This is a genomic window from Fuscovulum ytuae, from assembly GCF_029953595.1.
Taxonomy (GTDB): domain Bacteria; phylum Pseudomonadota; class Alphaproteobacteria; order Rhodobacterales; family Rhodobacteraceae; genus Paragemmobacter; species Paragemmobacter ytuae.
Window position 1 is genome coordinate 3,524,330 of the sequence record NZ_CP124535.1, and the last position, 15,588, is coordinate 3,539,917.

Annotated in this window: 12 protein-coding genes; 5 read left to right on the forward strand and 7 right to left on the reverse strand. The window is 60.7% G+C overall.

Annotation, left to right across the window (positions count from 1 at the left end; translation table 11 throughout):
* The first annotated feature begins 24 nt into the window (after positions 1 to 24).
* A complete protein-coding gene (locus QF092_RS17045) occupies positions 25 to 1,608 on the forward strand; it encodes a hypothetical protein (protein WP_281465787.1) in 1,584 nt (527 codons plus the stop codon).
* Here the strand turns inward: QF092_RS17045 and QF092_RS17050 are convergent.
* On the reverse strand, positions 1,595 to 2,824 hold the full coding sequence (locus tag QF092_RS17050) for a glycosyltransferase family 4 protein (RefSeq protein WP_420026548.1): 1,230 nt from the start codon (positions 2,822 to 2,824) through the stop codon (positions 1,595 to 1,597). The genes QF092_RS17045 and QF092_RS17050 overlap by 14 nt on opposite strands.
* A gap of 28 nt (positions 2,825 to 2,852) precedes the next feature.
* Positions 2,853 to 3,710, reverse strand: coding sequence for a glycosyltransferase family 2 protein (locus QF092_RS17055; RefSeq protein WP_281465791.1), 858 nt, complete (start codon positions 3,708 to 3,710; stop codon positions 2,853 to 2,855).
* Between the two features lie 119 nt (positions 3,711 to 3,829).
* Between QF092_RS17055 and QF092_RS17060 the strand changes: the two genes are divergently transcribed.
* Entirely contained in the window at positions 3,830 to 4,627 is a 798-nt protein-coding gene (locus QF092_RS17060; RefSeq protein WP_281465793.1) for a WecB/TagA/CpsF family glycosyltransferase, read from the forward strand.
* On the opposite strand, the gene QF092_RS17065 is transcribed toward QF092_RS17060, so the two are convergent.
* The 3 genes from QF092_RS17065 to QF092_RS17075 all read right to left on the reverse strand — a co-directional run bounded on the left by QF092_RS17065 (position 4,624) and on the right by QF092_RS17075 (position 9,993).
* A complete protein-coding gene (locus tag QF092_RS17065; protein WP_281465795.1) occupies positions 4,624 to 6,552 on the reverse strand; it encodes a calcium-binding protein in 1,929 nt (642 codons plus the stop codon). The two genes, QF092_RS17060 and QF092_RS17065, sit on opposite strands and share 4 nt — an antisense overlap.
* A 68-nt stretch (positions 6,553 to 6,620) precedes the next feature.
* Complete coding sequence (locus tag QF092_RS17070; protein WP_281465797.1) at positions 6,621 to 9,236, reverse strand: tetratricopeptide repeat protein; 2,616 nt, start codon at positions 9,234 to 9,236, stop codon at positions 6,621 to 6,623.
* 52 nt (positions 9,237 to 9,288) lie between these two features.
* Entirely contained in the window at positions 9,289 to 9,993 is a 705-nt protein-coding gene (locus tag QF092_RS17075; protein WP_281465798.1) for a sugar transferase, read from the reverse strand.
* 494 nt (positions 9,994 to 10,487) lie between these two features.
* Here QF092_RS17075 and QF092_RS17080 point away from each other — a divergent pair, with 494 nt between their 5' ends.
* Together QF092_RS17080 and QF092_RS17085 are read left to right on the forward strand one after the other, a co-directional pair.
* Positions 10,488 to 11,894, forward strand: a complete 1,407-nt coding sequence (locus QF092_RS17080) for a GumC family protein (RefSeq protein ID WP_281465800.1) — start codon at positions 10,488 to 10,490, stop codon at positions 11,892 to 11,894.
* Between the two features lie 11 nt (positions 11,895 to 11,905).
* The gene (locus QF092_RS17085) at positions 11,906 to 12,721 is read left to right on the forward strand and encodes a CpsD/CapB family tyrosine-protein kinase (protein ID WP_281465802.1); all 816 of its coding nucleotides are present in this window, start codon (positions 11,906 to 11,908) and stop codon (positions 12,719 to 12,721) included.
* Here QF092_RS17085 and QF092_RS17090 read toward each other — a convergent pair whose 3' ends face one another.
* Together QF092_RS17090 and QF092_RS17095 are read right to left on the reverse strand one after the other, a co-directional pair.
* Positions 12,722 to 13,411, reverse strand: a complete 690-nt coding sequence (locus tag QF092_RS17090) for a VPLPA-CTERM sorting domain-containing protein (RefSeq protein ID WP_281465804.1) — start codon at positions 13,409 to 13,411, stop codon at positions 12,722 to 12,724. It lies immediately after the preceding gene.
* 534 nt (positions 13,412 to 13,945) lie between these two features.
* Positions 13,946 to 14,848, reverse strand: a complete 903-nt coding sequence (locus tag QF092_RS17095) for a phosphotransferase (protein ID WP_281465806.1) — start codon at positions 14,846 to 14,848, stop codon at positions 13,946 to 13,948.
* A 75-nt stretch (positions 14,849 to 14,923) separates the two neighbouring features.
* Here QF092_RS17095 and QF092_RS17100 point away from each other — a divergent pair, with 75 nt between their 5' ends.
* Complete coding sequence (locus tag QF092_RS17100; protein WP_281465808.1) at positions 14,924 to 15,544, forward strand: class I SAM-dependent DNA methyltransferase; 621 nt, start codon at positions 14,924 to 14,926, stop codon at positions 15,542 to 15,544.
* Positions 15,545 to 15,588: the final 44 nt, after the last annotated feature.

Below are 15,588 nucleotides of genomic sequence, written 5' to 3' on the forward strand. Positions count from 1 at the left end.
CAAGAAAGACGACCGCGTCACAGCATGCCGAACCTTACCGCCTATCTGGTGCTGTTTTCTTGGCCGTTGGTTACGGTCGTGCTGTTTCGTGTCTTGACGCCAGAGCGGGCCTTGGTTTGGACCATTCTTGGCGCCTATCTTTTTTTGCCAGTGCGGCCTGTGATCGACTTTCCCATGATTCCCGCGATCGACAAGTCCGTGATGGCAAGTTTGATGGCCCTGATCGCGGTGCTGCTTTTGCGCAAAGGGTGGGGTACGGCTAAGGTCCCTGCTATTGCGGGCGCGGCGTCTGTCGGTGGGACTGACTTCGTTCGCCGCAATGAGAATGTGGCACTGCGACGGGAAAGCAGTGGCGTCCAGGTAGGCCAGTCTCCTATCGAGGCGATCTCAGGACGGAGTAGAAAGACGCAGCCGCAAGACCGTCTTTTGTCAAAGGGATGGCTGATCGCCATCGTTCTTGCCGCGTTTCTGGGAGTGTTCGCCACGACGCTGACCAATGCCGAAGCCGTGCCAGCCGGGCCGTTCTTCCTGCCCGGCATGCGTGCCTATGACTTGGTCTCTATCGGGCTGAGCCTTGGAATAACGTTGATTCCCTTTGTTCTCGGATGGCTATTCCTTGGCAGCCCGGCAGGGCGTCGTACCTTGTTGGTGGCATTCGCCGTGGGCGGCCTGCTTTACGCGCCTCTGGTTCTGATTGAAGTTCGGTTGAGCCCGCAATTGAACACATGGATTTATGGTTTCTTTCCACATTCATTTGCGCAGCATTTCCGGAATGGTGGATTTCGTCCGATTGTCTTCCTGCCGCACGGGCTTTGGGTAGGGATATTCCTGACCTTGGCGATTCTGTCTTCGTTGGCATTGTGGCGATTGACCCCGACCGGTTTGAAACCATTCTTGCGGCTTCGCTGGTTGTTTTTGGCGGCTGGGTTGCTGGTTGTCTTGGTGCTTGCAAAGTCGTTGGGGGCGCTTTTGATTGCGATGGTTTTGGGGGCTGTTGTTCTGTTTGGCGGACAAAGGCTAGTCGTGCTTGTGGCGGCAACCGTGGCCGTGGTGGTGCTGGTGTATCCGATGGCACGGGGAATGGGGCTGGTTCCTGTCGAGGCGGTTGAGAATTTTGCCAAAAATATAAGCCCTGCTCGGGCGCAATCTTTGGAGTTCCGCCTTCAGAACGAGGACGTGCTTTTGGCCAAAGCGAACGAAAAGGCGCTTTTTGGCTGGGGCACTTGGGGTCGGGGCTTCATTTATGACGATTGGGGAAACCGGACGTCTGTCACGGATGGGGCGTGGATCATCGTGATGAACGGGTTCGGTTGGATCGGGTATCTGGCGCAGTTTGGCTTGCTGTGTATTCCGATGATCCGATTGGCCTTTCGGCGCGGTCTTGGCGCGGAGGAAGCCTTTGTCGCGGCGGTTCTTGCGGCCAACCTTTTGGATTTGATCCCGAATGCAACGCTTGAGCCCATCACTTGGCTGGCGGCGGGGGCCTTGGCCGGGACGGTACTTCCACAAGGTATAAACGAGGCGCGGGCGGTTTCACGACGGCAGGCGGTTCACGTGCGGCGCGATTTGAGGGAGGCCGACCAGACGCAGCCCATCAGGAGGGTGTGACGGAGGTGGTGAACAAGCCGGCGAGGCGGCGAGCCTCGGCTTCTATCGTAAAATCCGCCAGCACGCTCTCACGTCCTGCTTGACCCATGCGGTATCGAAGTGCGGGGTCACTGAGCAGCCGATCCATGGCTTGGATCAGTGCGGTCGTGTCACCGGCTGGGATCAGGATGCCGTTTTCGCCATCGCGGACCAGTTCCGGTATGCCTGCGATGCGAGAGGCGACGACGGGGAGGCCAGTGGCCATCGCCTCCATCAGGACGACGGGAAGGCCTTCGGCAAAGCTGGGAAGGACCAGAAGATCGGAATGTTGCAATAGAGATGCGACAGCGGTCTCTGGCTGAGCGCCGAGGAAATTCACCATTTGATCGATGCCGAGGGTGCGTGCATAGGCGCGGGTGTGTTCGGCCTGTGGACCATCGCCGATGAAAGTTGCTGTGACGTCGGGATGGGACGCACGTAGCGCGGCCAACGCGTCGAGAAGCAGGTGGGCGCCCTTGACCGGATCAAGCCGCCCCACAAAGGCGATATGGTTAGGGCTGTCTGGGCGTGGTGGTCGCGCTGGAAAGCGTTCGGGATCGACACCGCAATGGACGATGTGGATACGGTTCCAGTGGTAGCGATTGGAGAAGTACATCAGCTGGCTGCGGCAGAAATGGCTGATGGCCACGGTAAAGGCGGCGCGGGCTACCTTTTCATCAAGGCGCCAATGGGAGGTTTCGAAGAACTCCGACGGGCCGTGCATGGTGAATGAGAAGGGCAGGCCGGTCATGGTGGCAGTGAGGAGGGCCACGCTGCAAGAGGATGACCCGAAGTGGTTGTGCAGGTGGACGATCCCGCGGGTTTGCAGGTGGCGGGCAAGGATGCCTGCCTCGAGGAAGTAGAACAACTGCCAGAGCAGCGCCTTGGGTCCTGGCGGGCGCAAGCGCCAAGCCAGCTTGAGCGCGGCGAGCCAGCGTCGCGGAGTGGTTCGGATCAGGTTGAGGTGGTCTGCGATCAGGCGCAGCGGGTTCTTCCCTGCGTCAAGGATGCAGAAGGTTCTTGCGGCTTCCGCTTGCTGTTCTGGGCCAACGATTTCGGAGGCTTTGGCGCGTCGGACGGTACAGGTTTCGATCCGAAGACCAAGCGTGCGCAGGGCTGCCACCTCTCGCTGGATGAAGGTGTGCGAGACTTTGGGATATTCGCCCGTCAGATAAGCGATCGGACCCGGATCGGTGATTTTGCCTTCTATCGGCGGGGGGCGGGGATCAACGGCCACGGGTGAAACCTCCGGTCGCGGGGCGGAGGTGGGCGGCGATCCGGACGGCCATATAGACGGCGAGATCTAGTGGCTGACGCAGGAGAAGTTTGAAAATCAGGCCGGGTGCCGCAGCGGTTTCCTGCTCTGGGCGGAAGAGTTCGGGTTTTCTCTGGCGCAGTTCCGCGAGGCCCGCATCCTGCCTGCGGCGGACGCGAACGAGGTTGGCAAAGCCTTCGGGAAGGGGCCAGAGATAGGGTTCGGCCACTTCGATCCTTTCGTCTGGGGTGAAGTGGAGACGAACGAAGCTGTCATCTGAAATGAGGTCGGGGAAGGTATGCCACCGCGCGCGGCCCGCAGCATTTACCGCGAAGAGGCCTGCGCCGGGTGCAGCGCCTGGGGCGTTGAAAGGGAGCGACTTCCAGAGACGACCGTATCGACGTGTGATGGTGCTGCGGGCTGGCGCAACTGTCAGGCGACCCGTGGCAAAGCGCGCTTCGCCGGGGGTGAGGGCGTGGCGAAGGGCAGCAATCATGGTTGGCGCACAGGCGACGTCCGCATCCAGATAGGCGCGGGGACCCTGCGGAGCGAGCGCATCGGCACGATTGAGGGCGGCAGGTTTGCCTGGGATTTCGTTGTCGATCACGGCAAGGCGGCTGCCACGGGCGGTGAAGGCGTCACTGCGACTCTGGGCCAGCGCGACCGTATCGTCGCGGCAGGCGTTGGCTGATACGATCACGAGCATGGTTCCTGCATCCGGTGTCTGATCGAGCAGCGCATCTAGGCAAGCGGTGATCCACGCGGCTTCGTTGTTGGCAGGGATGATGATGGTAAAGGGTTCTTCCGTATCGGAAAATGGATCGGTCATGCAGGCAACTCGGGCATCCGATACGGGGTTTCGTTGGTGGTCATGTTAAACTAGGTTAACCGCCATGTGGCAACAGGGCTTTCCGGGCGCGAGGTTCTGTGGCGAAAGGATTTGGGGCGGTGACTGTGGCGGCGGGCGGAACGGTCGGACAAAGACATGTCGTCTTTCGGATGCCGGCACCGGGCGAGATTGGGATTACTACAGCATCGCGCGCGACCTTGCTGGATGAGATGGAGGCAAGGCTGCGCGCCCACAACGGGTTTGCGGTGGCCACGCTGAACCTCGATCATATAGTGAAGCTGGGGCGCGATCCGGCCTTTCGGACAGCCTATGCACAACAAACCCATGTCGTGGCGGATGGCAATCCGATCGTCTGGCTTTGCCGTCTTGCTGGGCGACGGGTTGACCTGGTGCCGGGGTCCGATCTGATCGGACCGGTGATGGCGGTTGCGGCGCGGTTGGGCGTGCCTGTGGGGTTTATCGGGTCTACTTCGACGGTGCTGGACTTGGCTTCGGCGCGGCTTGAGGCGGCCCATCCGGGCCTTCGCGTGGTGGCGAAGATCGCGCCGCCAATGGGTTTTGATCCCGAAGGCGCGGACGCGGAGGCGGTGCTTACGCAGATGGCCGGAAGTGGAGTGCGGCTAGTCCTGTTGGCGTTGGGAGCTCCCAAGCAGGAGCGATTGGCGGCGTTGGGTCGGGTTCGACTGCCGGAGTTGGGGTTCCTTTCAATCGGCGCGGGGCTTGATTTTCTGGCCGGGGCGCAGAAGCGCGCGCCCGTCTGGGTTAGGATGGTCGCGATGGAGTGGTTCTGGCGGATGATGAGTGATCCGGCACGGCTGGCGGGGCGCTATGCGGCCTGTGCCGGGACGTTGCCAAAACTGGTTCGGGCAGCGTGGGCCGAACGAAGGGGCGTCTAGGGCGTCGGTGTGTCGATTTCGGTGCCGTCCGGAAAGCGAATCCGTTCGACCGAGAAGAGGTGCCATCGGCCGGATGGGCCACGGGCGATGGTGCGTGGGCCGTCGAATTCAAAGGTGATGCTCTTGGCCGGATCGGGCAGGATGACGGTGTCCGTGCCGTCCCCGCCGTGAAGGTGGTCGAGCCCCGGTCCGGGATTTAGAAGATCGTCGCCCGCACCTGCCAAGATGACATCGCCGCGGATGGTTCCAGAAAGGGCGTTGTCGCGTTCATTGCCATCGATGCGTCGGCCTTGCTGGTAGCGCGTGCCACCCGGATCACCCCACCAAGACGGGGTGCTTTGGTTGAGTTGGTGTAGGAGATCGGCGGTCGGATTGGATATGCCCGGCGCATCCACGAGCGAAAAGCTACCCGATCGGCCGCCGGCACCACTGTCGCCAAAATGCATATAGGGGCCGTCGCCGATTTCCTTCCAGATGTTCCAGTTTTCTTCGGTGATCTTGGCCATTTCCGGGCCGCGCACGAAGTCGATCATGAACTTGGTGACGGCCTGAATATCGGCATCGGTCAAGCCGGGCACTGCAAAGGAGTGGTGCACATGTTGCCCGCCTTCATAGGCGACAAGGGCGAGGCCGTGGGTGGTTGCGAGGGCCTTCTGTTCCTCTAAGTTACGACGATTGCTGCCCGGCGTGTCGGGATTTGCAGGATTGGAAATCTGTTCGATCAGCCATTTGCGGGCGGCGATTGGGTCGTCCTTGACCCGTGAGACGAGTTCGGAACGCGTAGACTCACTTGCCATGATTCTGGCTCCGAAATAGGTGGTCACGGCAAGGGAGTCGAAGACGGCGCCGGCGGGCAGGTAGGTTTCTGATTCTGCCCCTATCCAAGCGTTGGGCGTTAAGAGCAGCCCAGTCGCCCAAGTATTCAAGGCTTGAGTGGCAAGCACATTGTTCAGGCGCAGGGTGGCGTCGGTGCCGTAGACATCTTCCCAGATCAGCGCGTCGCGTGTCGCCTCGCGCGCTATGAAGGCAAGGCCGCCTTCGTGACCATAGGGAACGCCCCATGTGGCGGCGGCCTGTTCCCGCACCCAGCGACCTTGCGAGAAAGCCTCGTTCCAGACTTCGTTGGAATATTCCACATGGGCGACAATATCGGGGTTCAGGTTGGTGTAAACGTATTCGGCAAAGGCGCGGACATAGGCATCGTCGGCCATATGGGGCATGCAGAACCAAGGGTCGGCCCCGATCTGGTTTGCCAGTTCCACCATCAGGGAAACGGGCGCGCCGCGCCCCTTCATGCGCCAAAGACCACGGGCATCAATTAGGGGGACCTCACCCGGCACCACTCTGGACCCGTTGGTGGCGGCCCAGTCCATGAAACGAATGAGGCGGGAGTCCTTAATCGAGTCGATCCATTCTGGGCGAAAGATGACCCCGGCCTCGTGAAGCGCCTGATGCTTGTCCTGCACAATGGAAATGTTGCGGATTGGTCGGCCAATGCCCCGCGGGTCAAGGTCGAAAAGATCAAGCCAAAAGGTGCCACCCTCTGTCGAGAAAACGATGCGGCCCGGGCGGCCGTCGATTTTACGCGCATCGCCACCAAGGCGGACGCGGCCTTCGCCTTCATAGGTGAGGATGTAGGTTCCGGCGCGTTCACGGGCGGTGGATTTGCCATAGGCCCAGATCGTGCGGATCACCTTTATGCCTGGTGGCAGGCGCGTGACCCAGCCGTCTTCATCAACATAGCCGCCTGCCACCAGGTCCGCATGTTTCATCGTTTCCCAATCGCCTTCGGCGGCACCGAACCACGGGCGTGCGGTCAGCATCTGGTCGATGAAGGGACGGGCGCTGCCCCAATCCGCGAGGCCCGAAAGCCCGAGGGCAAGGGTTGGATCAGTCAGACCTTCAGGCGGTAGAAGCGGGGGCACGGTCTGTGCGGGGGCAATCTTTGCGCCGCCCAAAAGGCAAGCGACACAGAGGAGAAGAGCCCAGCGCGTCACGGGTTTGCGCTGGGAGCTGCCGCTGGAGCGTTTTCCGCGGGCTGCGCGGCTGGTGCGGGCAGGCTATCGTCCTCGGGCGTTTTGTCGCCTGCGGTTGGCTGCTCGGCAAGCGGGGTTCCGTTTGCTTGGGGGCTGTCTAGGGTATCAAGTGCTGCCTCCGCGGCGCTGCGCCAAGGGGGGGAGGCGTTGCCAGCCAAGGCAATGGCGGCGGAAAGGCGTTCGCGCGCCTCGTCCACCCTGCCAAGGGCGGCGTAGACTTCGCCAAGGTGAAACTGAACCGAGCCGTCTTGGGGCAGGCCAGAAGCCGCCGCCTCAAGATAGGGAAGTGCTTCGAGCGTTTCGCCTTGCAGATGGGCGATGCGGCCGAATGTATCCTGGAAAGCGGGCACGGATGTGCCGCGCAGGCGTCTTGCGATGTTGTAGGCGCGGGCGACGGTTTCAGGGTCCTGCCGCATGGTGGTCAAGAGGCTTGCCAGATTGTTGGCCACGATAACGTTGAAGCTGTTCTCGGCGTAGAGGTCTTCGTAGATGGCAATGGCCCCGGTATAGTCGCCTTGCTGCTGCAAGGCTGAGGCCTTGACCCAGCGCAGATCGGCCGATGCCGGGTTGGTGGCGAGACCGGCTGCCAAGACAGCCTCAGCCTCTTGCGGCTCCCCTGCGAGTTGGAGCAGGGAGTAGAGGCTCCTTACAGCAAGGTCATCCGTCGGGTCTTCGGCAAGCAGTTTACGATACTGCGTGATCGCCTCGACATTGCGGCTTAGAAGGACGTCAAGCGCCGCGGATTGGTGCTGCAGATCACGATCTTCGGGAAGCCGTGCAAGTGCGTCATCGAGGAAGCGACGCGCATCTTCGGTTTTTTCGCGCCGGATCTGCGTCTGCACGATGAGCGATATCCATCGCGTATCTGCGGGACTGTTCGCGGCCCTTGCTTCAAGCAACGAGAGGCCTTCATCCAATCGGTTCTGTCCGATGAGAATGGCACTGTCCAATTGGTCGGCGGCTGCGGCATAGGCATCGTTTTCGAGGTTGCGCATGGTCGCCGAGAGTTCTGCAGCCAATGCCCAGTCTTCGGAAGACACGGCAAGAGAAGCAAGCGCATCAAGAAGGCCGGGATGCGCGCGATTGTTCCGCCACGAGTCGAAGAGGACAGTCTTCGCAAGGGTGTCGCGCCCATCTTCGCGAAGGAAGGCCGCGTAGCGCAGAGCGTAGTCCGGTGCGCTTCCCGACGCCTGTGCCGCCTGCGCCAGGCTGTCGGCAGCCAGATCGCGGCTGCCATCGCGCAGATAGGCATCGGCGACGAGCGCGAGGAGGCGCGGGTCATTGGGGCTTTGGCCCAATGCGGCACGAAGGTCGATGATCGCATCTGCCGCGCGGTCATCGGCGATGCGCCATGCCGCGCGATTTATCAAAGCCTCGACCTGACCGGGGTCTTCTGTAAGAACCTCGTCGATGAGTATTCGTGAGCGCGCACTGTCGCCATTTGCGTTAAGCATCTGTGCCAGCAGGGTCTTGATGCGTCTTGTCTGATCAGAGGCAGTAGCGCTTGCGAGAATGCCTTCCAGTTCGGCGATGGCTTCAGCCCTCTCGCCTTGATCGAAGCGGAGTGAGGCGCGCAGCGACGTATAGAGATCCGCATCGGGCTTTCCTTCATTGGCGATGATCAGGGCATCAAGGGTGGCGCGAGCTTTATCCGCGTCACGGAACCTTTGCTGGAATTCGATCAGTGCGATGTTGTTTTCCACCGTGCCGTCTGCGGCATTGGCGCGTTCGGCGAGGAACGCTTCGGCGCTATCCACATCCTCTTGCTGCAGATACCATTGCAGGAGCATTGGGGGCAGATTTTGCGCAGTCGGAAACAGCGCAATCATGTTGCGCATCTGCGCAGTCGCTGCATCCTTGTCATCTTTTTCGATCAGCAGGCGCAGCTTGAGTTCCTGCAAACCGTAATCGATCGGCTGCACTGCAAGCGCTTCGTCTAGCAAGGGCAGCGCGTCGAGGGGGTTTTCTCCAAGGCTGATCTGATCGATGAGGATGCGCCGCAAGGCGGGGTTGTCCGCAAGCTGCTTGCGCTGTTCCACCGCTTTCTCGGCTATTCGGGAGCGGCCAGCGTCATTCTTGTCTTCCGTCGCTTTTCGGTAGTCGAGCGCCAGAGTCAGGGCTTTGACAACCGGACTGTCGGGTTGCAGCCGTTCGGCTGCACGCGTGTTGGCCTCGAACCGATCCCAGTCGTTCTGGCTGAGCGCAATCTCGGCAAGTTGGATGAACCCGTCGAAGGCATCGGGGTGTTGGTCTACGAGAAGTTGGTACTGACCATATGCGCCGGCGAGATCGCCTTTGTCATAGAGGAGTTCGGCGAAGAAAATCCGGGCGTCGCGGTGTTCAGGAGCGAATTCAAAGACGTTGCGCAATTCGACCACGGCCCGATCGACGTCGCCAGCTTCGGCAAGGGTCCTCGCCGAAGCGAAATGATCCTCGGCCTTTTCTTCAGAGCTTTGGCAGGCAGAGAGGCCGAGCGTTGCAGCCAACACTAGCGCCGACAGGGTCGATCGATGCCGCAGTCTGCGTGTGGTCAACAAGGCGATTTCACTGGAGCGATGGCGGTCAGTCGACATGTTCAACTCTTACCAATAACAGTGATTAATGTCTTGCATTAATCATTGGTACTCAGTGACCCGTGCCGAGAAGGACAACCCACACTGTGGCGAGGATGAGCTTGGCATCAACGGCCAAGCTGACAGTGCGATGGTAGGTCGCGTCGAATTGAGCGCGGTCGCTGAAGCCTGATGCATTCCGGCAGGACACCTGCCAAAGGCCGGTAATGCCGGGGCGGAGGTCGTAATATTCGCGGCCAAGATAGAGATGGCGCTGATCGGGCATCATGGGACGGGGACCCACGATGCTCATTTCACCAACAATCACGTTCCAGATTTGCGGCAGTTCATCGAGGGAGGTCTTGCGCAGAAACCGTCCCATGCGCGTGACGCGCGGGTCACGGCGAAGTTTCTGCGTGTGGTTCCATTCTGCGCGGGCGGAGGCGTTGTCGGCCAGGTAATCTTGCAACTTTACATCGGCATCTGGGACCATCGTGCGAAGTTTCCACATCCGGTACGTCGTGCCGCCCCTGCCAACGCGCGCTTGTGAGTAGAAGGGCTTTCCACCGTCCAAAGCGACCAGTGCGGCAAGAAGGAGGATCACGGGGAGGACGGCCGGGAGGATAGCGATGACGAAAAGGATGTCGAGAAGTCGTTTGCCAAAGCTGCGGTAGAGACCGCGATGTGTTCGAAGCTGACCATAGGTGTTCCCCCGATCCGTCGACAGCTCAACCGGATGAGCCGAACCTGCACGCGAGGGATCGAAAGGGGCGGTCATGGGATACGGGTCCATAAACATTGATCTGCAAATCGCGCTGGCGCCGCACTAGGACCCCTGTCTCTTACGACTCAGGAAGCATGGGCAGACAGCGTCTTAACAATTACTAACTTATGCCGCGTTAGTAACATCTTTTAACCACGATCGGGCTTCGGACCGATTTTTCCGGGCCAAAAGTCTGAAAATTCAGCTCGTGTAGGCAGATTGCGATGGGGATTGTTTCCGTTTCGGCGATGGATGCAGGCTTGGTTTGCAGGAATCGTCATCAATCTGAGGTGATTGGTGATTCGCTTCGCGCAACTCTGGATTGATTTGCTCCTTTGAGATGCACGGCAGGGCAAGTGCCGCGTGGGTTTGGCCGAGCTGCCCACGGAAACGTTCATAAGTGTTGCCAGCGTCGGTGTGACAGGGCAGTTATGAGGTCAACTGTACGGAGGCCTTGTTGGGGGCACATCGGACAGGTGGTGGCGATGGCAGGGTGAGCATTCCAGACAATGGATATCCGGTTCTACTTTTCGCGTTTTCTTAGACGCGCGCATTGGTTTCTGCTTGTCGTCCTCTTGTGCTCGGCCGCGGGCGTGATTGTCGCGCGGGTTCTTCCGCCTGTCTTTGTGGCGAAGGCATTGCTTGTGGTTGAATCAGAACAGATCCCTGACGCAATGGCCCAATCCACGGTGCAGACGCAGGCGAGCGAGCAGTTGCAGATCATCCAGCAGCGGATGCTTGCACGTGAGAACCTTCTCGACATAGCCAATCGCCTTCGTGTCTATGATGGACGGCAAGCAGCTGGGCAAGAAGCCCTAACGGCGGGCCAGATTGTCGCTGACATGCGCGGCAGGATCGCGATCAACACCACACAGCAAGGTGGGCAACGCGGGGCGGTGCAGGCGACGCTGGTGAGCGTGAGCTTTGACGCCGAGACGGCGCAGATGGCAGCGGCTGTTGCAAACGAGCTTGTGACCCGGATTTTGCAGGAAGATGTGTCGATGCGGACCGTGGTTGCGCGTCAGACCTTGGAATTTTTCCAGCAGGAGGTGGAGCGGCTGGAGCAGGTGTTGGCTGATCGCTCTGCTGCCATCCTTGCCTTCAAGGAGCAAAACCTTTCGGCTTTGCCGGAAAGTCTAGAATTCCGGCGGCAGGAACTGGCGCGGATAGAGGTGCGGCTTGCGGATCTGGAGCGTCAGCGCACCGTTTTGTTTGAACAGATCGACCGACTGACGCGGTTGCGCGGGGGGGCATCGGCATCCTCCGATGGTGGTGATGCGGGAAGTGGTCGGGTGACAACGCGCGATATTCGCAGCGAGGACCTGAATTCACAGCTTTCGCTGGTTGATGACGAATTGTCGAAACTTCAGGCGCAAGCTGCCGAGTTGACCACGACCATTTCGAAGACACCCGGAAATGCCATTCTTTTGGAGGCGTTGGAACGGGACTATGCCAGTGCCCGGGCGCAGTACGACCAAGCGGTTGTGAACCGGGCGAAGGCCGAGACGGGGGAGACGATCGAGGCCCTATCAAAAGGGCAGCGGATCACGGTTATTGATCAGGCAGTGGCCCCGGACCAGCCAGAAAAGCCGAACCGTCCGAAGCTTGTGGTCGCAAGCGTTGGTGCCGGTATTGCCGCTGGCCTTGGCTTGGTGGCGGTGCTGGAGTTTCTATGGGGTGCCATCCGCCGACCTGCCGATCTGGTGACGGGATTGGGTATCGCACCGATCGCAGTACTGCCCTATGTGACGACAATCCAAGAAAAGCGGCGGAACCGCGCGATTGTCTTTTTGCTAATCGTGGCTTTCGTGGGGGTGGTGGGTCTTGCGCTGTGGCTCGTGCATACGCAGGTCATGCCGTTGGATTTGCTGGTGGATAAGCTCAAGGCGCGTCTGCCTTTGTGGATGAATTTGTGACGGGGGCGGGGATGGAACGATTGCAGGCGGCGATTGCGCGGGCGAGGGAGGCGCGGCAGGGCGGGGGGGCCGATGCTGCGGTGCGGGCCTTGCCTGCAGCGGGCGGCAGTGCGGATACGGACTCTTGGTCGGCCTTACCGGTTTATCAACCGGAGCGCGGCGTGTTCGAGGCGGCGCGACTGGTTTCGATGACCGGCGGGCGGGATGGCCCGGCCTTCGACGTGGTGCGCACCAAGGTGCTGCATCAGATGAAGACGAATGGCTGGAAGCGGGTCGCAATTACCTCGCCCACTGCTGGCTGCGGGAAGAGCACGGTTTCCTTGAACCTTGGGTTTTCTTTGTCGCGGCAGAAGGATCGCCGGACAATCCTATGCGAGGCTGACCTGCGGCGGCCGTCTTGGGCCAAGATGTTGCGCCTGAAACAGAAGCACAGTTTCGCGCGGGTGTTGACGGGTGAGCAGCACTTTGCCGCGAATGCCCTGCGCTATGGGGAGAATTTCGCGCTGTCGAGCACGTTTGAGGCGGCGCGGAACCCGGCAGAGACGCTGCATGGTGGGATGGTGCCAGAGATCCTGGCCGCGATCGAGGAAGAATATCAGCCGGATATGATGATCTTCGATCTGCCGCCCCTTCTGGTGACGGATGATGCGCTGGCTTTCCTTGTGCATGTGGATTGCGCGCTGCTGGTGGTGGCGGCTGAGGTGTCCACGGTGGGACAGATCGACAGCTGCGAACGCGAGATTGCGGCGCGGACGAACATGATGGGCGTGGTTCTGAACAAGTGCCGCTATAGCGGACCGGAATACGGCTACGGCTACGGCTATTGATCAGGCCTTCGCGCCGCGGCGCATGCGCGCCGCGCCGAGAACTACCAGCCCGGAGAGCAGGAGCCATGCACCTGCGGGGAGGGGGACCGGGGTGATCGTGGCGCTGACCTTAATGCCCTTTTTCCACTTATCTTCCCATTCGTCATCGTCCTCACTGCGGAAACCAGTGGCGGCTGCGAGGTCGATGTTTTCGAATGCAGCTGAGAACGCCCCCACCCCATCGACGGTGAAATTGGCGATCGGCGACCAGATGAGGGAGAAGTTACGGATGGCCCCGTCTTGGGTGGTGTAAGAGCCAGTTCCGGTTGACATCAAGCTGATCAAGTCCGAGCCGCCTGCCTGCATGAAAAGCTTCACCGTGGTTGTGAAGGTGCCGGAGAGGATGTCGTCGTCCTCATTCTCGTCTTCCGAGTCATCGTCATCATTGCTGTCATCGCTGTCGACATTCCGCTTCGCTTTGAACCGCAGGAATTTGAATGTGCTGTCGGGATCAGCGACGATGTTTGCCCCGTTCTGGAACGAGAAGGTTGGCGCTTTTAGGCCGCAACTGCCATCAGAGGCAGAAGGAACGCAGTTGAAATCAATCGATGAAGGGGCGTCCCTGTTCAGAACGAAGGTCACGGGTACGGCCATTGTCGGCGTGGCAAAGCCGATAGAACACGCAAGACCAAGCGCGGCGAGGCGGAGCATGGGAACACCTATCGTGGCAGCGGCGGGGTGCCGGAATCAACATCTGTTAATGCCATGATTATGCCACAATTGGATTCGCACCAAGCCGTTCGGCGGTAGGCAGGTCAGCTTCAGACCTAAGTATAGGAAAAACTGAAATATTGTTGCACATTTGGAAACAATAGGCGCTGTTCCGGTCTGATTGTTCCGACCTACGCGACAAGGTTTTGGGGCGATGTGGGCCCGCTCTTGCGAATCAGTCTCACAAAATTTTCTGTTGTCGCAAAAAGAAAGGGGACGCCAAGGCGCCCCCAGATTGCGATGGGTTCCGACCCTCGGTCCGTCGCGATGATGCGACGAGCCCGGGAGTTCCAAAGTCATGTCGCCGGGAGAGGCATCAGTCCGTGCCACCCGAATGCGCGAAGCACCCCATGCCTCGATCATGAGTATTAATGCCACATCCTTAGGGATAGGGAACATCTTTCTGCCTGGAACGCTGGATTGGGCGCGTTTTGGCCCGGCTTTGGCGAAACTGCAACAATCCTGCGTTGTGCCCTATCGTCCGGCCCGGATCGCGGCGAGATGACCTGCGAAAGCCGGGTCACGCATCAGTGCCCGGCAGCGGTCGAAGCGTCCCGTCGCATAGGCCATGAAATCATCCGCCGGATTGCCATTCGCGTGCTGGATGAGGCCCCAGAGCGTCCAGAGCAGATCGCACATCGCCTTGTAGATCACCATGCGGCCATGATCGGCAGGATGGGGTGGGCCTTCGAAATAAGCCTGCAGAAGCTCGGCATCCTGCGCTGCGTCGAAGCCCGCCTCGACGGAAAGATCACCCAGATCCCACGTCGGATCATTCATCCCGGAATATTCCCAATCGACGATCCACATGCGGGTGCCGGTGTCGAGGAAGTTTTCGCAAAGGGGATCGCAATGGCAGGGGGCAAGGGGCAGGGGATTTGCGGTAAGCGCGGCGCGGACCTGCTGCGCCTCGGCCAAGGCGTCGTCATAGCCTTCGGGCAGGGTGGCGGATTTGGTGGCGAGTAGGGTGCGGTAATCGTCGATCATGGCGAAGAGGTCGAAGCGGGCGGGGAAAACCTCACCGCTGTCGTGCAACTGGCGGAAGGCGCGGGCCGCGCGGGCGGGGCTGCCAGCCCGGCTGCGGAACAGGTCGGGCGTCATGGTAACGGTATCTGCAATGAAACGGGTGACCATCAGGCCGGTCGCGGGATCGGCATGGATCACATCGGGCGCGATCCCGGCGCGGGCGGCGGCGCGGGCGGCGACGGCTTCATTGTTGCGGTCGATATATTCGGCAGTGCCTTCGCCGGGGATGCGGAGGATGTGGTCGCCCAGATGCCAGACGCGGTTTGTCAGCCCACCCAGGCGGTTGGGCGTGCCGGTGAAGCCCGCGAGGGCGGGGATGGTGGCGGCGATGGCGGCGATGTCGTCGGTCATGTGTCCCCCGTTGGCGTTGCCTTGGCGGGCAGTCTGGCCCAATCTGGACCCAGCGCAAAGTGGAGAGTTGGCGGCATGGCGGGGCAGCATGACGGGCATCTGGGCGCAGTCTATGAGGCCAAGGCACCAGAGGAGGTGGCGGCCCTTTATGACGGATGGGCCGCGACCTATGATACTGAGATGGCGAAGGCCGGGTATCGCCATCCGGCGATCGGTTTGGCCCTTCTGGCGCGGCATCTGCCGCGGGGGGCGGGGCCGGTGCTGGATGCGGGCTGCGGGACGGGATTGCTGGGCGATTGGCTTGGGATCATGGGATTTGGCCCGGTGGAAGGGTTGGACCTGTCCGAGGGGATGCTGGCCGTGGCGCGTGCCAAGGGGGTCTATGCGCGGCTGCATCAACTTGCGCTGGGACAGACCTTGCCCTTCGCGGATGGGGCCTTTGCGGGCGTGATCTCGACCGGGGTTTTCACCACGGGGCATGTGGGGATCAAGGGGGTGCCGGAACTGGTGCGGATCACGGCGGCAGGGGGCCCGATTGTGCTGACTGTGAAGACGACGCTTTGGGAGGCGGGTTTTGGCGCTGCGCTGGAAGGGATGGCGGGCGTCGCGGTGGTGGAACGGACCGAGCCTTATGTGTCGATGCCCGGAGAGGCGGGGACGGTGCCGTCCTTGGCGGTGGTGTTGCGGCGGGGGTAGGGGGAACGCCAGCCACTAACAGAAATATTGACGGAGAGATTGCA